The 24,777-nt window shown below is 41.5% G+C and carries 21 protein-coding genes; 4 read left to right on the plus strand and 17 right to left on the minus strand.

Going from position 1 to position 24,777, the window contains the following annotated elements; genetic code table 11:
- Positions 1-13: 13 nt before the first annotated feature.
- The 5 genes from ACOAOT_RS15835 to ACOAOT_RS15855 form a co-directional block, all read right to left on the minus strand.
- Positions 14-1,696, minus strand: coding sequence for a glycoside hydrolase family 13 protein (locus tag ACOAOT_RS15835; RefSeq protein WP_420217880.1), 1,683 nt, complete (start codon positions 1,694-1,696; stop codon positions 14-16).
- A 16-nt stretch (positions 1,697-1,712) separates the two neighbouring features.
- Positions 1,713-2,603, minus strand: coding sequence for a carbohydrate ABC transporter permease (locus ACOAOT_RS15840; RefSeq protein ID WP_420217881.1), 891 nt, complete (start codon positions 2,601-2,603; stop codon positions 1,713-1,715).
- Positions 2,600-3,640: a carbohydrate ABC transporter permease gene (locus ACOAOT_RS15845; RefSeq protein ID WP_420217882.1), complete on the minus strand. Its 1,041-nt coding sequence runs from the start codon at positions 3,638-3,640 to the stop codon at positions 2,600-2,602. Before ACOAOT_RS15845 ends, ACOAOT_RS15840 begins: the two co-directional genes overlap by 4 nt.
- A gap of 70 nt (positions 3,641-3,710) precedes the next feature.
- Positions 3,711-5,051 carry an ABC transporter substrate-binding protein gene (locus ACOAOT_RS15850; RefSeq protein ID WP_420217883.1) on the minus strand — a complete coding sequence of 447 codons (1,341 nt, stop codon included), beginning with the start codon at positions 5,049-5,051 and terminating at the stop codon, positions 3,711-3,713.
- Between the two features lie 280 nt (positions 5,052-5,331).
- Entirely contained in the window at positions 5,332-5,946 is a 615-nt protein-coding gene (locus ACOAOT_RS15855; protein WP_420217884.1) for a peptidase E, read from the minus strand.
- 93 nt (positions 5,947-6,039) lie between these two features.
- Here ACOAOT_RS15855 and ACOAOT_RS15860 point away from each other — a divergent pair, with 93 nt between their 5' ends.
- Positions 6,040-6,990 (plus strand): helix-turn-helix transcriptional regulator, encoded by a 951-nt coding sequence (locus ACOAOT_RS15860; RefSeq protein ID WP_420217885.1) that lies wholly within the window; start codon positions 6,040-6,042, stop codon positions 6,988-6,990.
- Positions 6,991-7,082: 92 nt separating this feature from the next.
- Here ACOAOT_RS15860 and ACOAOT_RS15865 read toward each other — a convergent pair whose 3' ends face one another.
- The 10 genes from ACOAOT_RS15865 to ACOAOT_RS15910 all read right to left on the minus strand — a co-directional run bounded on the left by ACOAOT_RS15865 (position 7,083) and on the right by ACOAOT_RS15910 (position 20,255).
- Complete coding sequence (locus ACOAOT_RS15865) at positions 7,083-8,096, minus strand: LacI family DNA-binding transcriptional regulator (protein ID WP_420217886.1); 1,014 nt, start codon at positions 8,094-8,096, stop codon at positions 7,083-7,085.
- 102 nt (positions 8,097-8,198) lie between these two features.
- Complete coding sequence (locus tag ACOAOT_RS15870) at positions 8,199-11,348, minus strand: alpha-mannosidase (protein ID WP_420217887.1); 3,150 nt, start codon at positions 11,346-11,348, stop codon at positions 8,199-8,201.
- 21 nt (positions 11,349-11,369) lie between these two features.
- The gene (locus tag ACOAOT_RS15875; protein WP_420217888.1) at positions 11,370-12,191 is read right to left on the minus strand and encodes a carbohydrate ABC transporter permease; all 822 of its coding nucleotides are present in this window, start codon (positions 12,189-12,191) and stop codon (positions 11,370-11,372) included.
- Positions 12,192-12,203: 12 nt separating this feature from the next.
- Positions 12,204-13,082 carry a carbohydrate ABC transporter permease gene (locus tag ACOAOT_RS15880; RefSeq protein WP_420217890.1) on the minus strand — a complete coding sequence of 293 codons (879 nt, stop codon included), beginning with the start codon at positions 13,080-13,082 and terminating at the stop codon, positions 12,204-12,206.
- A gap of 78 nt (positions 13,083-13,160) precedes the next feature.
- Positions 13,161-14,582: an extracellular solute-binding protein gene (locus tag ACOAOT_RS15885; RefSeq protein WP_420217891.1), complete on the minus strand. Its 1,422-nt coding sequence runs from the start codon at positions 14,580-14,582 to the stop codon at positions 13,161-13,163.
- Positions 14,583-14,682: 100 nt separating this feature from the next.
- Positions 14,683-15,939 (minus strand): ABC transporter substrate-binding protein, encoded by a 1,257-nt coding sequence (locus tag ACOAOT_RS15890; protein ID WP_420217892.1) that lies wholly within the window; start codon positions 15,937-15,939, stop codon positions 14,683-14,685.
- A 3-nt stretch (positions 15,940-15,942) separates the two neighbouring features.
- Entirely contained in the window at positions 15,943-17,448 is a 1,506-nt protein-coding gene (locus tag ACOAOT_RS15895; RefSeq protein WP_420217893.1) for a response regulator transcription factor, read from the minus strand.
- Positions 17,449-17,469: 21 nt separating this feature from the next.
- Entirely contained in the window at positions 17,470-19,218 is a 1,749-nt protein-coding gene (locus tag ACOAOT_RS15900; protein ID WP_420217894.1) for a cache domain-containing sensor histidine kinase, read from the minus strand.
- A gap of 161 nt (positions 19,219-19,379) precedes the next feature.
- Positions 19,380-20,003, minus strand: coding sequence for an undecaprenyl diphosphate synthase family protein (locus tag ACOAOT_RS15905; protein ID WP_420217895.1), 624 nt, complete (start codon positions 20,001-20,003; stop codon positions 19,380-19,382).
- A gap of 114 nt (positions 20,004-20,117) precedes the next feature.
- Positions 20,118-20,255 (minus strand): cyclic lactone autoinducer peptide, encoded by a 138-nt coding sequence (locus ACOAOT_RS15910; protein ID WP_170819707.1) that lies wholly within the window; start codon positions 20,253-20,255, stop codon positions 20,118-20,120.
- 675 nt (positions 20,256-20,930) lie between these two features.
- Here ACOAOT_RS15910 and ACOAOT_RS15915 point away from each other — a divergent pair.
- From ACOAOT_RS15915 to ACOAOT_RS15925, 3 genes are read left to right on the plus strand one after another with little or no spacing between them, the layout of a single operon-like run.
- Entirely contained in the window at positions 20,931-21,671 is a 741-nt protein-coding gene (locus ACOAOT_RS15915) for a LytR/AlgR family response regulator transcription factor (protein WP_420217896.1), read from the plus strand.
- Between the two features lies 1 nt (position 21,672).
- Positions 21,673-22,971 (plus strand): sensor histidine kinase, encoded by a 1,299-nt coding sequence (locus ACOAOT_RS15920; RefSeq protein WP_420217897.1) that lies wholly within the window; start codon positions 21,673-21,675, stop codon positions 22,969-22,971.
- Positions 22,972-22,998: 27 nt separating this feature from the next.
- Complete coding sequence (locus tag ACOAOT_RS15925) at positions 22,999-23,559, plus strand: accessory gene regulator ArgB-like protein (RefSeq protein ID WP_420217898.1); 561 nt, start codon at positions 22,999-23,001, stop codon at positions 23,557-23,559.
- Here ACOAOT_RS15925 and ACOAOT_RS15930 read toward each other — a convergent pair.
- Both ACOAOT_RS15930 and ACOAOT_RS15935 read right to left on the minus strand, forming a co-directional pair.
- Positions 23,556-24,020 (minus strand): phage holin family protein, encoded by a 465-nt coding sequence (locus ACOAOT_RS15930; protein ID WP_420217899.1) that lies wholly within the window; start codon positions 24,018-24,020, stop codon positions 23,556-23,558. The two genes, ACOAOT_RS15925 and ACOAOT_RS15930, sit on opposite strands and share 4 nt — an antisense overlap.
- Before the next feature lie 27 nt (positions 24,021-24,047).
- The gene (locus ACOAOT_RS15935) at positions 24,048-24,587 is read right to left on the minus strand and encodes a sigma-70 RNA polymerase sigma factor region 4 domain-containing protein (protein ID WP_420217900.1); all 540 of its coding nucleotides are present in this window, start codon (positions 24,585-24,587) and stop codon (positions 24,048-24,050) included.
- Positions 24,588-24,777 lie beyond the last annotated feature (190 nt).

Genomic DNA, 24,777 nt, shown 5'->3' on the forward strand with positions numbered 1-24,777 from the left:
TTCTCCATTCAGGTTATTTCTTTTGCAGGTAATAGGCTGCCGCTTCATAGGGTAGCAGCCGGCTATGTCTTTGTTGCAAAGAGTCATTGTAGTTATGGATCAGGCACGTTGCATCCTCTCTAAAAAATTCTTCGGGTAAGGATACGGCTGCCTCCTCATCAGAAAAATTACAAACCACCAGCAGTCGTTCATTTCCCATACTTCGCACATAGGCAAATACCCGGGTGTCCTCTTTCAGAATCAGCTCATAGTTTCCATAAACAATAATCTCATAATTCTTCCGAAGCTCAATCAGCTTCCTGTAATAATGAAACACAGAGTTTTCATCTGCCAGTTCTTTTTCCGCATTAATTTCTATATAATTAGGATTTACGGATATCCAGGGAACTGCATCGGTAAATCCAGCCTCCGGTCCATCATTCCACTGCATGGGAGTCCTTGCATGATCCCTGCTTTTGCACCGTAAATACCTCATCATGGTTTCATGGTTTACAAGGCCTTTTCCAGTAAGCTCTTTATAAGCATTGAGGCTCTCAATATCCCGAAACTGGGACAATTCTGTAAATGGATAATTGGTCATCCCCAATTCCTCTCCCTGATAAATATAAGGAGTCCCTCTCATCATATGAAGGCAGGTTGCCAGCATCTTGGCGGAAACCTCTCTGTAACGGCTGCTGTCGTCGCCAAATCGGGAAACGGCTCTTGGCTGGTCATGATTATCCCAGTATAAACTGTTCCAGGCATCGTCTCCCAGCTCCTCCTGCCATCTGGAGAGTATGCGTTTTAACCGCAGCAGATCCGGCTTTTTATCTGTCCACTTTAACAGTTCTCCGTCTCCCTCCACATGTTCAAAGTGGAAAACCATATTTAATTCCTGTTCACCGGAGCCTGCATATTTTCTGGCTTCCTCCACCGTAACCCCTGCAGTCTCACCCACTGTCATCAAATCGTATTTCGACAAAACCTTTTCATTCATTTCTTTCAGATAGGTATGAACCTTTGGTCCATGGACTGCGTAGGGTGAAAAATCCCCATAAAGCCCTCCCCTCACATCTCCGTCTGGAAACGAGGGAGTTTTGGATATCATACTGATTACATCCATTCGAAAACCATCAATCCCTTTTCTGCACCACCAGTCCATCATTTCAAAAACTTCATTTCTGACAGCCTCATTCTCCCAGTTTAAATCCGGCTGCTTTGGGGAAAACAAATGAAGGTAATACATGCCGGTTTTCTCATCCTTTTCCCACGCAGAGCCTCCAAAGCAGGAACCCCAGTTATTGGGAGGATCTTTCTCTCCTTTTCCCTCTCTCCAGATGTAATAATCCCGGTAAGGATTCTCCGTGCTGCTCCGGCTCTCCAGAAACCACGGGTGCTCATCAGAGGTATGATTTACAACCAGGTCCATAATAATTCTGATTCCGTTTTCATGGGCCTCTTTTAACAAATCATCAAAATCATTCATGGTTCCGAACTCATCCATAACCTTTTTGTAATCACTGATGTCATATCCATTATCATCGTTAGGGGATTGATAGACAGGTGACAGCCAGATTACATCAATTCCTAATAGTTTCAAATAGGAAAGCTTCTGCCTGATCCCGTTTAAGTCGCCAATCCCATCTCCGTTGCTGTCTTTAAAACTCCTGGGATAAATCTGATATACAATTGCCTCTTTCCACCATTTTCGTTCCATCTCAGTCTCCTTTCCATTATTTTATTGCCCCTTCTACCATTCCCTGTATAATCTGCCTCTGGGCACATAAAAACAGAATTACAATGGGAATCATGGCTAGAAATGCGGCTGCCAGGATTAAATCCCACTGTTTGACATAGGAACCTACAAAGCTGCTCACTGCAACAGGCAGGGTTTTAATTCTTCCATTGAGCCCCAGCATCAGGGAAGGAAGAAGGTAATCGTTCCAGATCCAGATTCCGTTTAGAATCAGCACAGTCATCTGCACAGGCTTTAACAGAGGAAAAACGATCTGGAAAAATGTATTTTCCGGGCTGCAGCCATCAATCCATGCTGCTTCTTCCAGTTCTTCTGGAATTCCCTTTATAAATCCATGAAGAATAAACACAGATAAAGAGCCACCAAATCCCAGATAGGCAGTAATGATACCGGTATAGCTGCTTAGCAAAGGAATTCCTGTAAATTCAGATACCCTGCGAAACGTAGACAAAAGAGGAAGCATGACTACCTGAAACGGGATAACCATGGATGCCACAAACATCATGAAAATCAACTGGGACCATTTTGTCTTATTCCGAACCAGTACCCACGCCGCCATGCTGGAAAATAAGGTCAGTAAAATAAGACTGACTGCAGTGATGTACAAGGAACTTCCAAAGGATTTCCAATAGCTGAAATTCTGGTTTCCAATGACATTTTTTAAGTTAATAAACAGTTGTCCCCAGTCAGATGGAGGTGCGATGGGACTGATTACAATATCTGCACTTTTTTTCGCTGCATTAAATACTACAAGAATGAAAGGAGACAGCACAGTCAGTGACAGTATGAGACCAATCAGCTCAGGAATCAAATGTTTTGACTGCCTTGCATCCCATGTCATTTTGTTCCTCCCGCTAATTTCTTTCATAGTTCCACCTCCCTTTTCTTACTGATGGAAACCTGGGTAAGAGATACGGCTGCCAGAATGAGAAAGAAAACCACTGCCTTTGTCTGCCCTTCCGCATATCTGTTTCTTGCAATTGCCGTATTATAAATATTAAGAGCCAGAAACTCTGTGGAAGCCACTGCCTTTGCTCCCAGAATCCGGCTGGGCGCACCGTTTGTAATGGCATAGTTTAAATCGAACTGCTTAAAGGAATTGACCAGGGTAAGAAAGATACAAACCGTAAAAGTATTGGCAATCATAGGCAGCTTAATATGTAAGAGCGTTTTTAACGCTCCTGCCCCGTCTACAGCCGACGCTTCCAGAATATCTCTTGGAACTCCCTGAAGACCGGTAACATAAATCATCATAATATAGCCGGCGTACTGCCATGTACTGACAATAAGAATTGCAAAAAATGCCAGATTGGGACTGGTCAGCATGGAAACACTTCCTGTCACCAGGCTTGTGAACACCTTATTAAAGATAAACTGCCATACATATCCCAGTACGATTCCTCCGATTAAATTAGGGAGAAAAAAGGAAGCTCTGTAGAAATTTCTTCCCTTTACCCCTGAGGTACATAAAATTGCCAGGAAAAACGCAGCTATATTGACAGATACCATATTAAAGACCGTAAATAAGAATGTAATTAACAGCGAATATAAATAATCAGGAGCATGAAACATCTGTCCATAATTCTTAAGACCAACAAACTGGGTAAACTTAATTCCATTCCAGTCCGTAAATGAATAAAAAATGCCAAATATAAAAGGGATCAGCACGGTTATGAAAAAAGCGCCTATGAGAGGCAGCAGAAATAAACCATTAACAATCACCCTGTGCTTTTTTCCAGGAACCAGATAGAGACTAATCACAAGCAGAAGCAGCCCGCCCGCAAGTAATGGACCCCTTCCCCAAAAATCCCTGTTGTAAAAATCAAAATACAGCCCGCAGCAGACCATTGCTGCACCTATCGCTGCCGGCAGATATGTCGTTATCTTTTTTGCTTTTCCCTCCATACGATTTCTCCTTTATCTCTGCTTTGACGTTACCATATGGATACGGGCGGCTTTTGGCCGCCCAACCCGGTTATTTTTTTACATAGTCTGCAATCGCCGTCTGCATCATGTTTACAAATCCGTCCTTGTCAATCTCTCCTTTTGCATACAGTTCAAACACTTTACCTGTGGCATTCATGGAGATTCCTTCCGGCATCTTCGTCCATTCCCAGGAATAGGTGTTTCCTGCATCCACATAGGTCTTTAAACTCATGGCCAAAGGTGTCTTAGGGCTCACTTTGCAGGTGGTATAAGGAGAAATCATACCGCAGTCGCTTACCAGACATTCCTGTCCTTCTTCTGTCAGGGCAAGTTCTTTTAAGAAAGCCTTGCATGCATCGATGTTCGTGCCTTTATTATAAACAGCCCACCAGGATGGACAGTCTGCAAGAACCCCCTTCATCTCTTCCTTTGTAAATGCCAGAGGAGCGATTCCACATTCAAACTTCACACTATAATCAGGAAGAGAGGGATCAATCCAGTTCCCCTGGGTGATAAATGCAGTTTTTCCCTGTGCCCACAAAGCCAGCTGATCGTCATATGTACCGGAAATCAGAGTATTCTTATCCGAATAATCAAACAGAAGCTTCATAAAATCTGCAAACTGTCCCAGTCGCTCTGTGTCCGTCTTCCCGGATTTTAACTGATCAATATAAGTGGTGTCCCCTCTCTTTAACCCGCCTGATAAATAGTAGCCAAACAGATGGTTTCCTGTTGACCAGTACATCTGTCCGGATTCAGCCGCAACCGAACATACAGCGGACAGTCCCAGTTCTCCCTTTTTTTGATCGATGGCCTCAAAAGCCTTCTTAAACCCATCATAATTGGTAAGAGAAGCCGGATCAATTCCTGCTGCTTTCAAAACGTCTTTATTATATGTAATGCCATACCCTTCTACTGCATAAGGAAATCCTACGGTTTTTCCATCCTCTGACTTAAAACCAAACTCTGTCTGGGAAGCCCACTCCTCCCCGCTTAAGTCGGTCATATAATCCTTCCAGGTCTGATAATCTCCTTCGCCGCCAAATACAAATAAGTCCGGCATATTGCCTGCAGCCAAGTATCCCTTCATGGTTCCATTGATGTCAACTCCGCCTCCAAGGGACTCAATTACAACCTCCTGACCGGTCTTCTCCTGATACTTTTTGGCAAACGCCTTTAAGGGCTCGTCAATTTCGATTTTTCCGTTTACAATCCGAATCGCCTGTCCCCCAGACTTAGCCTGGCTCTGGCTCTCGCTCTTGCTGTCTGCAGACTGGCTTCCAGCGGAGGAGGCCACAGTTCCACCTGACTGTGAGCTTGTTCCACAACCTGCAAGTGACAAAACTGCCGCTGCTCCCGCCATTGCCATAACCCATAAGTATTTCTTCATAATATACCCTCCATTATAAAATATGCTGTCAAAAAGTGATATTTTAATAATTATATTGTAACTTATGCGCATAAGTTCTATATAAAGTATATTATCACTTTATGGAGGATATAACAAGAGTTTTTTGATTCATTTTCCAAGTTATTTTTATAACAAAAAAAAAGCTGCTTTTGGCTGTACTCTATAAAAAAGATGTACAATACCAAGCACCTGAATAGAGAAAACGGCGATTTTAAAAACCGCCGTTCATTAATAATACATTACCCGGTTGACCCGGAGTTCAGTTCTTTTTAATTGCTATCTCATCACCGCTGACTGCAATCGCTTCATGATTGCTTATGGGAGACAGGTTTAATACAGATGAATAGGTGTCCACTATTTTCTGACCGATTTTCTTAAAAGGTGAATTGTTATAGTGGGGAACTGTATAAAAATCCACCAGGCCTAAAGCATCATAATTTTCTAAGTCAGGCGCTTTTTCTGCTGAATCCATACCTTTCGCATATTCAATGTTTGCAGATGCGACCATTGCCCCGGCAGATTCACCGATATACAGTTTTCCGGCATTCACTTCATCACTAATTATCTGATCTGCACCGCTTCTTTTCAATTCCTGCAACAAGAAAAATGTGTTGCCCCCTGTCACATAAATAAAATCGTTGTTTTTTATTTTGGCGCTAATTTCAGCAGTTGGAGTGGCTGATATATCCAACTCCTCAATAATCATCCCCAACTTTTCAAGGGCCTTTCTTCCTTCCTTCACATAAAATACAACCTTTTCCGTTTTGCTTGCTGTAGGAATAAAGGTGACGGTTTTTCCCTTTAAATCTTTCTCAAAATCTGCAAATATGTCAGCTACATCACTAAAGGATGACGACAAAAATAATTTTTTCATAAACCAATTAATCCTTTCTTTCTGTTCTTGAATCCAGTATAATCTATAATGGTGTCAATTAGTGAAACCATTTAATCGAGAAGAGGAAATGCCATGAATAAATCCCAGCGGCTTAATGATATGATGATATACCTCAATGATAAAAAGTCATTTAACCTCAAAAACATCATGGATCGATACTCTATATCCAAAAGTACAGCACTTCGGGATATTCAGTCCTTAGAAGAATTAGGTATGCCAATTTACTCCACATCTGGACGAAATGGCTACTATGGTATTCTTCCCAACCGTCTGCTATCGCCCATTGTCTTTACCATTGATGAGGTTCATGCCTTGTACTTTGCCATGCAGACTCTAAACGCTTATCAGTCCACCCCGTTTCACCTGAATGTAAAAAAACTAAAGCAAAAGTTTGAAGGGTGCATATCAGAAGAACGAATACAAAAGCTGCGAAGAATGGAATTGATTTTTAGCCTGGGAAGTTACCAAAACAAAAATGAATGCAGCTGTTTAGAGGACATTTTAAACATGGCCGTTGAGGAAAGAGTGTGCGAAGTAACCTACCAAAAGAAAGATATTATAAATCAGTATTACGTTCAGTTTTTTGACATAACATCTGCCTATGGACAATGGTATGCTACCGCCTACAATTTTCAGACAAAAAGACCGCAAGTATTCCGATGCGATAAAATTCATTCTGTAAATTCCTGTGATCGATATTTGCCCAAGCCGCTTTCCGAATTGCTTATTCCAGTGAAAGAGATGTTCAGAGAGAAAGGTGCTGTTGATTTTGAAGTTGGGATCTCTGCAAGAGGTACGGATATATTCTATAAGGAACATTATCCGTCTATGGAGCTGTTCCATGAAAATGGGAAGAATTATATAAGAGGCTTTTATAACAAAGGGGAAGAAACTTTTATCGCAAATTATTTGATTGCCTACGGTGAGAATATTTTATCGATTCAGCCAAATCACTTGAAGATGCTGGTTTTGGAACAATTGGAAACGATAAAAAGCCACCTGCAAAAGAATTCCCCTGAATAAGGCGTGAAAGAAAGAGGGATCGGTCAATTTGATCGATCCCCCTTATTCCACAGCTCAGCCTTTCAGTACTCATCTGTCAGATACATAAAACCCTACATTTTTCTCACAGAAGAACGCTCCACGATAAAGACAGGAAGCTGTTCTAAATTTGCTCCATAATCCTCTTCGTTAATGATATGAAACAGCTTTTCCACGGTAATCCGGCTTTTTTCCGTTACATCCTGATGAACGGTTGTCAGTGCAGGCCTTACCAGACGGCTGCAGACATTATCATCAAATCCCACGATAGAAAGCTCCTGGGGGATTTTCATCCCCCGGTCCTTTAAATCATTTAAAATAAAAGCAGCATAATAATCCGATGCGCAGATAAAGGCGGTAAAGTCCCTTGCCCTCTCATAAGCCTGGGATAAAATAAGGGACAAATCAGCACCGCTTGGTTTCAGCCTGATAAAATTGTCTTCCTTCCATGGAAGTCCGGCACTGGCCAGTGCATCCCGGTATCCCATAAACCGCTGATAGTCTACTCCCATACAGTTGTCCGCCAGAAATGCGATTTTCTGGTGGCCGGACTGTATGAGATATTCTGTAATCTCTCTGCCGCCTTTTCTGTCATCGATTCCAACATTTACGTACTCAAAAGGGACATCTTCAAAATAGGCATCGACGAAAACCATGGGCTTTTTCATCTTCTGATTTAACAGTTCCCCATCTTCTTTCTGCATTCCAAGAAGAATGAGACCATCTACATTCCAGCTGGATACCGAGCTGATAATCTCTCCTATATCGCTGGATACATAAAGCATGGTAAAATATCCCTTAGCGCGTACAAACCGTTCCACTGCTCCGATCAGTTCCCCTGCAAACGGATCCTTTACAAAGTTATCGTACTTATTTTCGCTGGCTTTCATTGCAAGCCCGATGATTCCGGACCGGTTACTGGCCAGATTTCTGGCATTTCTGTTTGGAACATAGTCGTATTCTTCAATCAGCTTCTTCACCTTTTCCACCATAACAGGAGATACTTCCCCCTCTTTTCCATGTATCACATTGGAAACGGTAGTTGTGCTGGTGCCGAGCAATTCCGCCATTTTTTTAATTGTAATCATTCCATGCACCTTCCTCTCCCTGCAAACCCAATAGAAATTCTCTTATCCATTCTATTACGGCTTGTTCATTTATGCAAGCAGGAAGGAGCATGATCAGACTGCCTATTTCAGTTTTATTTTCCAGGTTTTAATTTCATAAGGCTTTATAGTGTAGGATGGGATGGCGTCTGTAAATGGGATTTCCTGTTCCTCCTCCTCCAGCATGCTGCATTCCCAAATACCAAGAATCTCAGTTCCAAAGATCATCTTTCCCGTGGTTCGCTGGTTTGCAGTCTCATAGAAGCGGATGATCATGTCATCACCGTTTCGTTCTTCTTTTACCACTTCAATAATTACATTGTCTGCATCCGTTTTAACAAGAGAAAACACACCTGGCAGACTGCCTTCATCCGTTTCCTTTATTCTTGCAGTCATTGGATTATTAAGAAGATAAGCCCTCTTTGGAGTACCTGCCTCTTTCCAGTCCCCCTTATGTGGATAGATGGAAAATACAAAGCTGTGATGTTCCTTGTCTGCATCAGGATTTGGATATACCGCTGATTTTAACATGGAAATTCCAATCTCTCCATTGTGAACGTGACAGCCATACTTACAGTCATTTAATACACTGACTCCGTAATCACCCTCGGAAACATCAAGCCATTTATGCATGCAAACCTCAAATCTGGCATAATCCCACATGGTGTTATAATGGGTTTTCCGCTTTACATTTCCATACTGAATATCAAAGACAGCCTCGTCTGTATGGACGTCAACGGGTATGATGGATTTCATAAAGATATTTTTTTCTTTCCAGTCAATCTCATTGCGGATGAAAATTTCAGGGCTGTCAAAGTTAAGGGAAATAAACTGGCAGATAACAGAATCCAGGTATTTTCTCTTTACACAGACCGTGGCACGGACCGGGCCGTTTTCCACCAGTTCCATGGAGGAGACATCGGTAATTTCCCAGGATTTTTCCACGTAATAATTATTTACATCCCAGGCATCGTAATTGTGGGGACGGTCTTCATAGGTCATCAGCACATTGGCGCATTTCTGATCCGGAAGGACTTCACGTTCCATAACCTTATCAAAGATAGAGGATATCTGTCCTTTCTCATTTAAAATAACACGGAGGTATTGGTTCTCCAGACGCTTCACGTCTGCTGTGAGGGTGGTTTCAGCCCCATTTCCATTATCTTCAGTCAGAACAAAGGTGCGATAGCCCTTTGAGGGTACCCCGGATACACCAAATAGCAGAGTTCCATCTTCCGTGATCTGAACCGGCAGCCTGTTTTCTCCATCTGTGACTCCAGGGTTTTTCATGCCTTCCGGCAGCTTTACGGTTACCAGTCCTTCCCCTGAGACACTGTTGGGATTAAAGACAGCCAGAGTGTTTTTAGTCCCGGCTATCTGTTTCGTCACTTCAGCCAACGCCAGATCCACTAATTCTTTCCCGGTCTTTGTAATCTTCTCATACTCGTTTCTGGAATCCTCATATACCTCTTTGATGGATGAGCCTGGGAGAATATCGTGGAATTGATTTCTTAAAATAACTTCCCAGCTTTCATCTATGGTTTTTTTCGGATAGGAGCTGTTTGTCAGTATCCGGTTCAGCATTCCGAAGCATTCCGCATTTTCAAAAAGGAACTCAGACTTGCGGTTGTATTTTTTATTTCTCGCCATAGAGGTATAGGTTCCCCTGTGATATTCCAGGTAAAGCTCTCCTACCCAGGATGGCAGATACTTTTGTCCCTTTATGTCCTGTTCCAGATTTTCAAAAAATTGTCTTGAGGTTGTCATTTGGGTTTTGGGACAGCCTGGAATTCCTTTTTCGAGCCTTCTCTGGTTTTCCAGCATATCTTTTGTAGGACCACCGCCTCCGTCCCCATACCCAAAGGACATCAGCACTTCATCATTTAAGTATTTCTGACTATACCGTTCCCAGGCACCTTTTACATAGGTGGGATTTAAATACGCGTTATAGGTGGTAAAATGCTCTGTCTCCGTTCCCCCTGAAACTGCCGCCTTATTATATTCCCTGCTGGGGCTGAAATGAGTCAGGATTTTAGTTCCGTCAATTCCCTCCCAGTAGAAGGTGTCATAGGGCATTTTATTAAATTCATTCCAGCTGATTTTGGTTGTCATAAAATACCGGATTCCACATTTTTTCATAATCTGGGGCAGCGCTGCAGAATATCCGAATACATCTGGAAGCCACAAAATCACATTGTCTGTTCCAAACTCTTCCCGGAAGAATTCCTTCCCGTGAAGGAACTGCCTGACCAGTGATTCTCCAGAAGATAAATTGCAGTCCGCCTCCACAAACATGCCGCCCTCTGTTTCCCATCTTCCCTCTGCTACACGTTTCATAATCTCTTCATACACATCGGGAGCGTTCTTTTTCACATATTTGTAAAGCTGGGGCTGACTGGACATGAAAACATATTCCGGATACTGTCTCATCAGCTCCAGAACCGTTGAGAAGCTTCTCACTGCTTTATCCTCTGTAACAGCTAAAGTCCACAGCCACGCCACATCAATGTGGGTATGGCCCACGCAGCATATGGTTTTACTTTCACCGCCACAGTAGCGGTCATAAAATTCTTCCTTCATATATCTGGAAGCCTTTTTTAAACTCTCATAGTATTCAGGAGAATACTCTTTTCTTAAATCCAGCAGATTCAAAGATTCATTTGCTGCCGATAAGATGGTGATGCAGCTGCTGTCACCGTCAGGCAGCAGTTTTGCTGCTTCATAGGGAACGGATACATCATAAAAATACTGTTCCGTCTCCTGGTCGAGAATGCGGATTTTAGAATCCATCACCAGCTTAAAGTTCTGGTCTCCCGTGAAAGCAGACAAAATAATCCGGAAGGTTTCTCCTGCTTTTGCCTGTCTGGTTAAAAGCACTTCCCGATGATTTACATCAAGCCCCTGGCGCCTGATTCCGTTTACATAAATACTGAACTGAGGATTTGTGGCATCCCAGAAACCTTCCCGTCCTGTTCGCAGTTCATAAACCACACACTGGTCTTCCCATTCCTCTGGTATGGTAACTTCCGCTTCAAACCAGTAATACTCCCTGTGTCCACCCCAAAGTTCTTCCTTTGACAGCACCTCCCAAGACTTGGTATCCAGATCACTGATATGCTCAAACCGTTCTGCTGATTTGAGCATCCGGTACTCAGATACCGGAATGTCTTCTTTATAGATCAAAGACTGTAAATCACTTAACAGCTTGCCGATTCTCTCTTTTATTAAAATCACGTGAATTTCCTCCTTTTTTTATCAGCCCTTGGCTGCTCCGGCCATATTAAAGCCTTTTGACATGTAATTCTGAGACAGAACATAAAGGACAATGGAAGGAACTGCATAAACTGCGGAATACGCTGCCAACTGTCCATAGATCACCATTCCATGCTGTCCGAAAAACTGATAAAGTGTCACCGAAGCGGGAAACTTATCCAGGGTCTGCAGCAAAATATAAGGCACGAAGAAATTGCCCCAGCTTCCTGAAAAGGTGAAAATAAAAACCACACAAATCCCTGGAAACATGAGAGGTGCAATAATCTTTCTTAAGCTGTCAAAAGCAGAAGCCCCATCCACCCACGCAGCCTCTTCCAGCTCCACTGGCACATTATCCATAAAATTCTTCATCAGCCAGATTCCATACGGCATGGATGTTGCCGTAAGAAATAATATGAGCCCTCCAATCTTATCATACAATCCAACGGTCAGAAACATTTTATATACGGGAACCATCACAGCTGTAATGGGAAGTGAGGTCATAAATAAAATCGTATATAAAAACATGTTCTTATAACGAAGTTCGTATCTTGACAGAGGATAAGCCGCAAATCCTGCAATCAGCACCACCAGTACGGACTGCCCCAAGGAGATGAGAAGCCCATTTCCAAACGCTCTCTGATTTGCCTGATTAAGCAGTATGGTTTTATAATTCTCCATGGTCCACTGAGTTGGCATTTTCACTGCCTGGGAAGCATTGGCATCAAAGGAGGCAAGTAAAATCCAGAGAAGAGGCAGGGCAAATATTACAGCTAAAATTGTCAGTACCAGGTAAGGGATTGTTTTACGAAATTTCCAATACATGTGGTTGCCTCCTTAATCATTTCTCATAATTCTGGTATAAAATACGCTCAGAACAATTCCAATCACCAGGAGGATCATGGATATGGCAGTTCCATATCCCAGCTGCTGGGAAATAAATGCCTGTCTGTACATAAAGATGGGAAGAGTCAGGGTTTTTGTTCCCGGACCGCCGCCTGTCATCATATAAATCAATCCGAACACTCCAAGAGTGGACAGAGTATTTAGCATGGTATTGGTTGCAATGGTATTTTTAATGCATGGGAGGACAATCCGGATCATGGTCTGAAAAGGCCCGGCTCCGTCCACTCTTGCCGCTTCCTCAATATCTGCTGGAACCCCATCAAGGGCTGACTGGAAGTTCATCATGGAAAATGCTGTTCCGTGCCAGATATTTGCCAGTATTACCGTAAGCATGGGAACTGCAAATAAAAATTCCACTTGCGGCAGATGGAAAAAAGAAAAGATCTGGTTTAAGGTTCCGCTGTCTCCAAAAAACGTGCTGCAGCAAAGAGCTACTACTACCTCAGGCATAATCCAGCCTGCCAAAAAAATGGGACCTACAATCCCTCTGAAAACCCTGTTCTTATTTCTCATATTAAGAGCGATGATAAAACCTAATACCTGCTGCCCAATCAGACTTCCAAGCAGGAATACCAGAGTGTTAACAATGCTGATTCGGACAGTTCTGTCTTTAAACATGGTAAAATAATTACTCAGTCCGATGAATTTTAACTGCCTGGCATTCTCCCCTGACAAAGCCAGGTTTGTAAAGGAGTAATATACCGTTAGCAGAATGGGCGCGACAAAGAAAACTAGCAGAAGCAGGACTGACGGCATTAACAGCACCGATTTTTTCGCCTCTTCCAACAGACCGCTTTGTTTTTTATTCATAGTTGCCTCCTTATGGAATGCGGGTAAAGGGAAGGGCAGGTACTGAACTAACCTGCCCTCTCTGACCTCATTCTGACTTTACTTTTCCACTACATTTTCCGCGCCTACGCTGTTGGTCACATCTGACTGATACTGTGCCATTGCATCCTCCGGGCTGGTACCGGACACGACGGATTCCACCATCGTCTGAATGTGGGTGGTAACGGTGGTATACTGGCTGTTTCTAGGACGGTAGAACGCTCCTGAGAGGAAGCCGGTGCAGGTTTCCATAAACGGTTGGGAGGAATAGGAAGCATCTTTTGCAATGTCGGTTCTTGTGGCAATATTTCCCTGAGCAATAATGGTATCTAAGTAGACATCATAGCTCATGCAGTGTTTGATAAAATCCATGGCTGCATCTTTTTGATCCGACAGATTTGGTATGGATAATGCCCAGCCACCTGACATGGTAACACTGCCCGGCGCCTGTCCTTCACTGGTGGGCATCGCTGCAATTCCAAGCTTATCTTTATACTCCGGCCATGGTGCAGCTCCTGTCTCCTTGTAGTTTCCAGTCATCCAGTAACCGTCTAAAGAGATGGCTAACTTGCCTTTTGGTAAATACTCTCTGGACGCGATGTTGCCTGCCTCACCATTTAATACTTTTGATAAGGAAGGACCGTAACCATCTTTATAAATGGTGCTGACAAAATTCAGAGATTTTAAAATATTATCGCTTTTTACAATCCATTTGTTATTGTCAAGAAGCTGCTCTCCTGTTCCATAAAGAAGCATCTCATAGGTCTGCATGGAAGTTGCTTCGCCGGTTGCTACGCCGGAGTTGCACCAGAATGGAACTACATCCGGACATTTTTCTTTAATAACCTTGCATGTATCAAGGACATCCTGCCAGGTTTTTGGCTGCCAGTTGGTATCAAGTCCTGCTGCCGCAAATACATCCTTGTTATACCAAAGCCCTCTGGTATCTGTACAATAAGGAATTCCATATACGCTTCCGTCATCATAGGTAACGCCATCTACCAGCGCTCCGTAGAAGGTTCCGTCATTCCACTCCTTATAATCCTTTAAATAGCTGGAAAGATTGGTTAAATATCCGGCCGCCACATCTGAGGGCAGCTGAAAGGTATCTTCACATACGATATCCGGTGCCGTATCAGCAGACTGAAGAGCCAGAGCCACCTTTGCAAAATAATCTCCCTCTGATGCAGTAATCGGTGCAATATCCAGCTCAATGGAATCTTTCTTATCATAGGTTTCATAGGCGTGTTCAAACCACTTTTTCAGCACATCGCTTCCATCATTTCGATAGGTAATGCTGATCTTTGTCTTTCCCGCTGCCGCTGTTGTCTGACCAGCCGGTTTTTCCGTCTCCTTTTGTGTGGCTGCCGCTGTACTTCCTCCCTGGGTTTCTGACTTGCCTCCTGCCCCCTGACAAGCCGTTAAGGAAAGCGCCATAACTGAAGCAAGCGCTGCTGCCTGAATCCGTTTCATTTTTTTCATAATACCCTCTCCTTTTTATTTGTTAGATGAATCATAGCATATGACATTTCCCCGGTGTATTCCAAATTTTTAGAAAAGGGGTGTAATTTTAACCTCTGATTTACCGTTCCAGAATGGCGCTGCGGATTTCTCCCTGAAGCCTTGCCCCAACTGCCTGGGGCGTCATGGATTTGTCCCCGAAAAAGTCCGACATTGCCCCTGCAATGGAATCGGAAATAATAAACCATGTGGAATAGGTGCTTTTTAAAACACTCTGGTTTCGCTCCCGTTCTACAAACCCATCAGAAAGTCCCCGCATTTTCCCGGGATTGACACACACATCAGTTCTGACAGAAAGGCTATAGGTGTTTCTATAATAAGATTCAGAAACCTCCGGGGAAGTTATGTAATCCAGTAATTTTAATGCTTCCGTCTCATCTGCAGTCTCAGTAACCCCGATCATATCCCCCTGAAATAAAAAAGTCTGCTTTTGAATATAAGGAATTTCCGCTATCTCATAATTAATCTGGCTGGCGGAATGCTCTAATAGTGACATGGAGCTTAGCTTGGCAACCGCAATTTTTACATAGCCACTGGAAAATGCCTGCATAAGATCCTTCTGATTCCAGTTAATTACGTCCTGGGCAATGATTCCTTCATCCCTCATTTTCCCAAGTATCTCGTACAATTTTAAGCTGTTATCCGAATCCAAACCTCGAAGATTCCCCCCTGCTGAATAGACCAGCTGAAGAAAACTGGAAGCAATATCCTCCTTATTTTTCACTGCGATTCCAAAGTTGTAGGTCCCCAGACTTTTGGTCTCTCTGCAAAGATTATAAAAATCATCCATATTATCGGGGATCTCTTTTTTGTACCTGGCTAAATGATCTTTGTTATAAAACACCACATATGGATTGCTGGTAAAGGGAACACCATAGCAGATTCCATTTACCACACAGCTGCCATAGGCATGCTTTAAAAACCGGCTGGTTCTCTCCCCCGTCATATAATCAGACAGATCCTTAAGTATATCCATGGACTGAAGTGCAGGCGTCATCACACTGTCACAGATAATTAAGTCAGGAAGACTGTTCTGATCCTTATATAGACAGAGCTGCTTTTGAAATGCAGACTGAGCCACATACTCAGTAACCACCTTTGGATTACCGGGTATGGAAGAATATTCATCCAGTACTTTCTTTAAGTATTCATCACTTTTATCCTCTTTGTAAACTGCCATAATTACCAGCTTTTTTTCTGCATTTCCAGGGCGGTGTACCACATTGGTTTCCCTGCTGAAATTAACCAGAACCCCCATCAGCAAAAGAAATATAACGGTCCAGGCTAAAATCAGTAATTTACCAATTCTTCGGTTCAAGATCTATACCCCCTTTCTGTAATCCGACGGGCAGACTCCTGCAATGGAACGAAACACCTTGTTAAAATACTTGGTATCCTTATACCCCACAAGCTCCGCTACCTCATAGATTTTATATTTACCGGAGGCAAGAAGCTTTTTTGCCGCACTTATACGGAATTCCCCTAAAAATGCGGTAAAGTTGATTCCCATTTCCTTAGTAAACAGCTTGCTTAAGTATTCCGGCGTGATTCCTACCAGTTCCGCCGCATCAGTCAGGGATATTTCCCTGGCATAGTTCTGTCTTATAAATCCAATGACATTTAAAATCATTCCGTTGTCTGTCAGCGCCCCGCTGTCCCTTTTATCTGTCACCATACCAATAATCTTCCAGTAATTATTTAAAAATACCTCTCTGATTCCGGTTTTCATCATATCGTTTAAGAGATACTGGTATAATCCGTCTATATCTTTTTCCTTCATCAGTTCTCTTGCTGTATCAAGAATTGCCATGACAAAACGTACCGTATGGTTTTTTATGGTTTCAGGCCGCTCTCTGCGTAATATTACCTGTTCCTCAAATAGCCCCGCTATACGTCTGATACCGTCCTGATTTCCATTCTTTATTTCCCGCTTTACTCCATGCTCCAAATATTCCGGATAATCAATCCGCTCAAAAGCCAGCTTTTTTTTAAGCTCCTGATCAATAATACAGCTTTCAGAGAACAGGAAACTGTAAGATAAGCTGTCCTGCATCTGCCGGATGACATCCTTTAATTCTCCAATCCCATTGATGCTTTCAAAACTAATTAGAAATTCTCCCTTCTCCTTCAGTTCTTTTAAAATTCTGGTCTGAAACAGATTTTTTAAATAGCGTACACTTTGTCCGTCTAATATCATCACCAGTATCTGCCTTTCATAAGGCAGCAGAAAGGTATAAAAGCTGGTCAGGCAGTTTGTTTCCAGACGATCCTTTAACAGTTCCGCCATCTGCTTTGTGGTATCCTCCAGAATGCTTTCCGACTGTATTAAAAACAGAGAAATCTCCTGACCGTTCTGGTAACGGATTTCACCTGCAAACTGCCTCATGGCCTCTTCTTTTAACTCTCCTGTCAGCAGGGAAAACAGCAGCTGCTGGGGTGATACCGTCTTTGCCCTTGTCTTTGACAGCCTGTTTTCCACAGTCTCTAACACACTCATAATATCCTCTACGCTCAAAGGCTTTAAAAGATATTCCACCACAGACAGCTGAATTGCCTTCTGAGCATATTCAAATTCCGAATAGCCGGTCAGTACAACTGCAACGGCCTCACACCCCTCTTTTCTCATCCGTTCAATCATGACCAGGCCGTTCATCTGAGGCATATTAATATCTGTGATGACCACATCAGGCTGTAACCGCAAAGCCTCAGAAAGTCCCGTTTCACCATCACTTGCTCCACCCACCACCTGATGCCCGGTATAGGTCTCGATAATTTTAATAATTCCGTTTCTTGTATTGGGTTCATCTTCTACAACGAGAATTCTCATGCCTGTCCTGCCTCCTGCCTGCTATTCAAATAATATTTCTGCCCTCACTGTTGTCCCGTTTTCGTCTGACTCAATTTCAAAATGCCCCTCATCGCCATAGTAATACTTGATTCTCATGATCACATTTCTCACACCAATGCTTCCCTCCAGAGAGCTGGCGGAATAATCGTAATGATTGAGTTCATGGATTAATTCTAAATCCATTCCTTTTCCATTGTCTTTCACCTCAAACATCAGATGCCTCTCCCCTTTTTTTCTGATGGTTATGGTGATTAAATCCTCTCCTGACTTACCTGGGAAACCATGATTGATGGAATTCTCAATGAGAGGCTGAAATAAAAGCTTATGCATCTTAAGATCCATCACTTCCTCTTCAATATCCATAATGCAGTGGAAGGAAAAGGAAAAACGCTGCTGCTGGAGAAATATGTACTGCTTCAAATACTCTGTCTCGCTTCTTACAGTGACCACGCCATTGCTTTTATGGATACTGTACCGCAGAATATTGGCCAGGTTTTTTAACATCTTACTGATTAAAAACTGTTCATTTTCTATTGCAATCCAGTTAATGGCATCCAGGGTATTATAAAGAAAGTGTGGATTGATCTGCGCTTCCAGTGCCTTTAGCTCCGCATTCTTCTCTCTTAAAAGAGCTTCCTTTTCCATCCTGCCTGACTGGTCTATCTTTGTGACCATGTGGTTAAAATGCCTTGCAATGGTTCCGAATTCATCCTGCCAGGAATGGCTGATCTGGACCGTATAATCCCCTTTATAAGCCTTATCCATAGCTGATGTGATCTTCTCCACCCTGACCTGAAGGGACTGGGCAAACCGGAGCATGATCAGAATGCTTGTGATGATAATCAGGATTGTCAACAGGATAATAACTTCGAAAATGTATTTAAAATCCTTCAAAAGCTCTCTGTTATCCCGTATGGTAACCAGCGCATACTGACCATTTAAAACTGGTTTTGTGTAGATGCTGGAAAAACGCGCCTTAGTCGCCGGCTCAATTCTTGTTCCTATGAGCTCTGCCCGGTTACTGGAGATAATGATTCCATTGGTATCACAAAGAAAGGAGACGGTTCTGTCCTGCTTGTCTTCCTGAGAATACGTCTCCCTGATCCGTTCTTCATCCAGGCAGATTAAAATACTTCCTACCGTCCCCTGTCTGTAATTGTTAATATCTGCAATCCTGTGACCCAGGTAAATAATATTCCGGCTGGTTCCGTTATCTTCCTTCCGGTTAATCATGTCAGAATAAACTGTCCTGGTATTTAAAAACGTCTCATCTGCCACTTCCAGCCAGCTTTTATCCCCGTTTGGAAAGCAGAAGCTGTTCATGGTGCTGTTGGTAACAGAGTCATACCCGATACACTCTTTTTTCTGCGTTACCACCGCAATCCCCAGAATCTCCGGATGTAAGTAAGATATATTTTCCAGATCATCTTCCAGTTCCTTCTTTATGAGATAATAATTTCTGGAATCCCAGACATTTAATTTTTCAAGCTTCAGTGCGTATTGGTTTTCTGTATAGATGGACATGATAATGCTGTCATACTGGGAAAAATAATCCTCAAGTCCCTTCTGTGACAGCTTCATATTACTTTCCATCAAAATGTCTGTCTGACGTTTTAATGTGCTGGCCGCAATCATGCAGGTGATTGTCTCCATGATCATTAACGGTACAATGGAACCTGCCAGCAAAATAATTAGAGTTTTTTTTGCTATGCTATAACTTTTATATCTGTTAAGTAGTTTTCTGATCAAGTCCGGCTCCTTTTATTGTGTAATTCACATAATTTAATGAGATTTTATTTTGCTATTATAGCACATATTACCAATGACAGGCAATCCACACATACATAGATTGTTTTACGTAAAAAAAGGCAGCCCCTAAGGCTGCCTTAAATAATATTGTATTCTCTTTTTTACCCCCCCAGGGTCACATCCTGCCTGGAGTACCACTCCAGCGCATTGTAAACATGATCTGTTTTAAAATCCGGCCAGTAATCGTCTACCACATATAGATCCGAATAAACGGACTGAACCGGGAGAAAGCCGGAAAGTCTTCTCCTTCCCCCCCAACGGATGATTAAATCCATTCTGGATACATCAGAGGTTTTAAGCTCAGGACCTATGGTTCCGTCTGACAGTCCCAAATCCCATTCCCAGCTGTAATTGATGAGAAAGTTGATTTTCATTCCTCCTGTACCAAAGCACACCCTTTTGGTATATGGTTTAAGCTCGTCCGGAAACATGGCCGAAGAAGTTTTCCCAAGAACCAGAAGCTGGGCATTCTCTTTAGACAACACCTCCACAGCCTTTACGCAGGCCTTGGAAAATGCTTCTCTTTGTACAGACGGACGTTTGGTATTATCTGCGGTAAAGCCATAAAAGGTCATCTCTTCTACACCCAGATCCCTGCAAAGACGGTAAAGGGTCATACCAGGTGAGATACCTTTATCATACCCTTCTTCTTTTTTTATGCCATTCTCCACAGCCCAACGTCTGTTTCCATCAGGAATGATACCGATGTGTTTTGGAATTCTCATTATCTGCCCTCCATGATTGGTTCCCTTCGAGGAAGTCCTGTTAAAATTATAGCCAACTTTTTCAAAGGATATCATGTCCTGCAGAAAATTATGTAATTATAGTTGCCCTGGTGCTTATTTCTTAAATTTCTTAAGATCCGGCATCTTCGGCTGGTGATAGATATACATGCATCTGCTTTCAGATGCCAGCTCCACAGATTTTCTAGCTACCTGTTCCATGAATTTAGCTGCGATATTACTTTTACCCTTCATTCTTTCTACCTCCATTATTATAAAGACATTAAGATAATGCAATTATACATAAACAACAGCAATATAGAGACAAGTTGTAAAAATTACGGCTCTGCTCGTAACTATTCCCGATTTTGATACTCATGAATCCTCCCATTGTCACTTTTATAAAAAAACATGAACAGCACCAGAACGAGACACAGCAAAATGTTAACCAGATTTAGCAGGGATATAAAGCTTTCCCCCAAAAATGTGGCTCTCCTCTCAAACTGCATTTCACTCCACTCAATACAATTGGAAATGACAACAGCCGTCATCATATTTATTACATAAATTTTTCTGTTTGTTTTTCGATTATTATTTTTTTCCAGAATGAGATGAACTAAATTTACAACTAAAAACACGGTACAAAGAAAAATAATGAAAAGCAGATAGTGTTTCAATTTTGTTACCTCCGATATTAAAATGTGATATAATTTTTAGTGCAATAAGAAAATATTATATTTCCATTGAAAATATCACACCATGTTGAAATTTCGAGCCTGCAAGTAATTTTTAATTTATTCAATTAGACAAAATGCGACAAAAGCTCCTAATTCTCTCTTTTAATTAATGGGAGGTATCGTACGATATACAGATATAGATGTTTCATTTTTGCATAAATAAAGGAAAAAGTTTTAACGGGGAAGGGTACGTATGTTAAGAATAGCAATTTGTGATGATGACGTTCTGTTTACAGGAATGTTAGAAAATTTAATCAAAGAAGAAGCTTTGGCAAACGGTATTGAAATTGAAGTTGACGTATTTTTTGATGGATCCATGCTGACAAAATATGTACATCTTGGTAACTTATTTGACCTGATTTTTCTTGATATAGAAATGTCACAGCAAAACGGAATCGAGGCTGCACGCCACATCAGAGAGATTGATAAGACTGCATTATTAATTTATATTTCCGGATACGAACAGTATTTAAAAGAATTATTTGAGGTGGAGCCGTTTCGGTTTCTTTCCAAACCGCTTGATACGGCAAAGTTCTCCCGGTATTTCAAACAAGCATATGAGCGGATCAATGAAAATAATGTTTATTTCCAATTTAATTTTAATAAAGAAATTAAAAAGGTAGCCTTAAAGGATGTAGTCTACTTTGAAAGCCGCAACCGGGTTGTATACATTTATTTAAAAGATGGGAGAGAAGAATTTTTTTATGGAAAGCTTAACGATGTGGAAAATGAGTTGGCCGGAAACAAGCAGCGTTACCTGCGAATACACCAATCCTATCTTGTTAATTATGATTATGTCAGCACCATGAATTTTTCCAGTCTTGTAATTGAAAACGGAGGTAAGTCAACCACACTGCAAATCAGCGAAGACAGGCAAAAGAAAATCCGAAAACAGTTATGTGATCTGGCCAGTAAGAAAGCAGGGGGAAAATAGTATGAAAATTCTTTCAACAACCGTTGTCACTCCTTTTCTTTCACTTTTTTATATTTTAGTCATACGGAAATGCATCAACGCGTTTTTCGCGCCCTCATGGAGGAAAACCACAACATATATAATCTGGATCGCATATTATTTCTTCCAGTTGTTTCTGGGCATTGGAAGTGGGATTCCTCCGGCACTGACCCTTTTACTTAACATGGTCTTTGTCTTTCTGGTAACCAGTATTTCTTATTCAGAAAACTATAAAAAATGTGCCTTGTTCTCTTTTTTAATCTGTGCAATCTGGATGCTTGTGGAAATTATCATACATATGATCTTAAATATGATGAATTTAGATGATAAAGCCGGTCTCTCAGGAGCCATTATCTCTAAAATAGTAATGATGGTTTTTGCCATTGTCACCGGACACTGTCTTCAGCATAAAAGTACAGGAGATATTTCCTTACGGTATATGGCGATTTTACTAATGGTTCCTGCCGGCAGTATTTACATTATGCATAACATTTTTCTTATCAGCAGCACGGCTGAGGATGAAGTTCTTTTCTCCTTTATATCGGGTATTTTACTGCTGTTTATGAACTATATTATTTTCGAAGTATTTGAGTCTCTGGCAGCAAGTTCAGAGTATCAGAAAAAAACCCTCCTCTATGAACAGCAATTAGAACTTTGCAGCCGCCAGGCTGAGGAACGTGAGATCCAAAACACTGAAATACGCTTATTGCGCCATGACATGAAGCAGCACTTAGTCAGCATACTGGGCATGGTTAATTCCGGAAAAAATGAAGAGGCTGCCACATATCTCACTTCTTTTTTAGAAAAGGGAACCTCAAAAAAAATAAATGAAATATCCCACAGCGGTAATATAGTAGTGGATTCACTTGTGAATTATAAATCTTCCATTGCCCGAAAACAAAATATAGAATTCTGTACCAATATTTTTATTCCACCGGTAATGCCTTTTCAAAACGGAAATCTCACCATTATACTGGGAAACCTGCTGGAAAATGCCCTGGAGGCCTGCCGCCAGATGAATAGCGGACATCCAAAAATTGATCTGGAAATGTCTTATCAGAAGGGGATTCTTTCCATTGTTGTCTGGAATACCTTTGAAGGGGAGCGATACACAGACGGGCAGAAACATTTTCTTACCACTAAGAAAAATCCCTCCCATCATGGCCTGGGTCTGTTTTCCATTGAACAGGCGGTAGCCGCCTGTAACGGGGAAGCCATCACACAGGTTGAGGGAAACATATTTAAAGCGGTTGTGATCTTATATCAGGAGCCGGAAAAATAACAAATTACTGATCAGGGGGAGGGTAATATGGAACGATTATCCATTGTATTAACCAATTATATTTTAAAAAAAGATGTGATCTCTAAAGAAGATTATGAAGTTTATTTATATGGCTTTCAAAGCTTTCTGGAACTGTTTTTAAATCTGGTCTGCAGTCTTTGTATTGCATTTCTTATTCATATGGAAGTGGAATGCCTGCTCTTCTTTTTATTGTTTATTCCCCTTCGTTCCTTTAACGGAGGACTGCATTTGAAGTCTTATTTCTCATGTCTGGTTTTCTCCTGCGCCACCATGACTGTCATACTTCTGATTGTGAAATATTACAGTCTGAGCGCCCCGGTTTCGTTTCTGCTGTACCTTGTTTTTATGGTACTTATCAAAATCACGGGTGCAGTCGACCATCCCAACCGGCCGGTTGACACAGACGAAAACCAGACATTGACTCATAAAACTGACCGTACTCTGTTTATTAGTTTCCTTGCTGCATTGTGCTTTCTCTTTTTGAATTTAGAAAATTATATTTTTTTAGAGGCGCTGATTTATCTATTAGTATTTATCACACTGATATTATCCAAAATCAGGGGTTAGTCTTTATCTATATTCCCACGCAATTCCGTCAGGACTTTTTGTAAAAATTCCGGCATTCTGGCGCCCATTCGTCCTGCATTTTCTAAAATAGAGATTAACTCATTAATGATGAGCCAGACAGATACCAATAATCCAAAAATTGTTTTATGCTCAAATTTAATTCCAATCTCAGTAGAAAATTTATAGATCACATAATCCGTGCTGACAGCCGCCAGAATGATGAATATATAACTTGCCTTTTTATAAATTCCGATCCGGCTTTTCCTGCTGTTCCAACCATACTGATTATTATCTGGATTGTCCAGTGCTTCCTTTTTCGAAGCCAGCATCCCCGATATGTAGTCCGTGATCATAAGTATGGTTAATAACGATATGGCAGGAAATAAAAGTCCGAATTGATCCATAATCCAGGCACTGATGATTCCCATTGCGCTTTTTTCCAAATCCAATTTTTTTTCCATGGCTGCACCTCCTGTAAAGTCCTTCACTTATTTATAATAGTTCTCTTTTAAAAGATTGTAAAAATTTCTTCTGACCCGGTTCACGTATTGCCGGGACACAGAGTGGCGTTCTGCAATTACTGCATCTGACTCCTCATGAAAGACAATATCCCACAGAATAACCGCCTGTTTTCCTTCTGTCTTCAAGAGCATAGTTTTTAGATCTTCATAAAACAGCCAGTCATCGTAAACAGGCTGATCCATGCTGATCTCAGTAAAAAACTCATCCTCAACAGAAGCTTCCGCGTCAAAATGCTGCTTGCTTTTTTTATACTGTTCTAAGAACTTGTTTTTTAGGGCTCTGCTTAAAAAATAAACACATTGCCCATCTTCCTTATAATATTGCATTGAATTGATGGCCTCCAGCAAACTGAGCACAAATTCTGAATGCATGTCCTCTTTTTCATCTTTATATAACAGGCGGACATATTTATTAATCAGTGGAGTCATTTTATCTACTATCAGTAAGAATTTTTCTTTATTACCTTTTTTTATTTCCTCAATAATTACATGAACGCTTTCTCCCATTTTCTTACCTCCTAAAAGGCAAAAAGAAAAAAAGGGTAATATTGTAAACTAAATTCTTCTGAATCTTTATTTTTTTCGCATAACATGATTGTAGATAAAAAACTCACTATTTATCGGAACACGTAAAAAACGCTGAATAATAGGGAGAAATCTCCCTATTATTCAGCATTTTTCTATATAAACCTTATTT

Origin of the sequence: Lacrimispora struthionigena (assembly GCF_048627165.1) — a bacterium.
GTDB lineage: Bacteria > Bacillota > Clostridia > Lachnospirales > Lachnospiraceae > Lacrimispora.

Bases quoted from the DNA above. Each gene is read 5' to 3' on its own strand.
- ACOAOT_RS15835 (WP_420217880.1), bottom strand. From the start codon at position 1,696: ATGGAACGAAAATGGTGGAAAGAGGCAATTGTATATCAGATTTATCCC.
- ACOAOT_RS15840 (WP_420217881.1), bottom strand. From the start codon at position 2,603: ATGAAAGAAATTAGCGGGAGGAACAAAATGACATGGGATGCAAGGCAG.
- ACOAOT_RS15845 (WP_420217882.1), bottom strand. From the start codon at position 3,640: ATGGAGGGAAAAGCAAAAAAGATAACGACATATCTGCCGGCAGCGATA.
- ACOAOT_RS15850 (WP_420217883.1), bottom strand. From the start codon at position 5,051: ATGAAGAAATACTTATGGGTTATGGCAATGGCGGGAGCAGCGGCAGTT.
- ACOAOT_RS15855 (WP_420217884.1), bottom strand. From the start codon at position 5,946: ATGAAAAAATTATTTTTGTCGTCATCCTTTAGTGATGTAGCTGACATA.
- ACOAOT_RS15860 (WP_420217885.1), top strand. From the start codon at position 6,040: ATGAATAAATCCCAGCGGCTTAATGATATGATGATATACCTCAATGAT.
- ACOAOT_RS15865 (WP_420217886.1), bottom strand. From the start codon at position 8,096: ATGATTACAATTAAAAAAATGGCGGAATTGCTCGGCACCAGCACAACT.
- ACOAOT_RS15875 (WP_420217888.1), bottom strand. From the start codon at position 12,191: ATGTATTGGAAATTTCGTAAAACAATCCCTTACCTGGTACTGACAATT.
- ACOAOT_RS15880 (WP_420217890.1), bottom strand. From the start codon at position 13,082: ATGAATAAAAAACAAAGCGGTCTGTTGGAAGAGGCGAAAAAATCGGTG.
- ACOAOT_RS15885 (WP_420217891.1), bottom strand. From the start codon at position 14,582: ATGAAAAAAATGAAACGGATTCAGGCAGCAGCGCTTGCTTCAGTTATG.
- ACOAOT_RS15895 (WP_420217893.1), bottom strand. From the start codon at position 17,448: ATGAGAATTCTCGTTGTAGAAGATGAACCCAATACAAGAAACGGAATT.
- ACOAOT_RS15905 (WP_420217895.1), bottom strand. From the start codon at position 20,003: ATGAGAATTCCAAAACACATCGGTATCATTCCTGATGGAAACAGACGT.
- ACOAOT_RS15910 (WP_170819707.1), bottom strand. From the start codon at position 20,255: ATGAAGGGTAAAAGTAATATCGCAGCTAAATTCATGGAACAGGTAGCT.
- ACOAOT_RS15915 (WP_420217896.1), top strand. From the start codon at position 20,931: ATGTTAAGAATAGCAATTTGTGATGATGACGTTCTGTTTACAGGAATG.
- ACOAOT_RS15920 (WP_420217897.1), top strand. From the start codon at position 21,673: ATGAAAATTCTTTCAACAACCGTTGTCACTCCTTTTCTTTCACTTTTT.
- ACOAOT_RS15925 (WP_420217898.1), top strand. From the start codon at position 22,999: ATGGAACGATTATCCATTGTATTAACCAATTATATTTTAAAAAAAGAT.
- ACOAOT_RS15930 (WP_420217899.1), bottom strand. From the start codon at position 24,020: ATGGAAAAAAAATTGGATTTGGAAAAAAGCGCAATGGGAATCATCAGT.
- ACOAOT_RS15935 (WP_420217900.1), bottom strand. From the start codon at position 24,587: ATGGGAGAAAGCGTTCATGTAATTATTGAGGAAATAAAAAAAGGTAAT.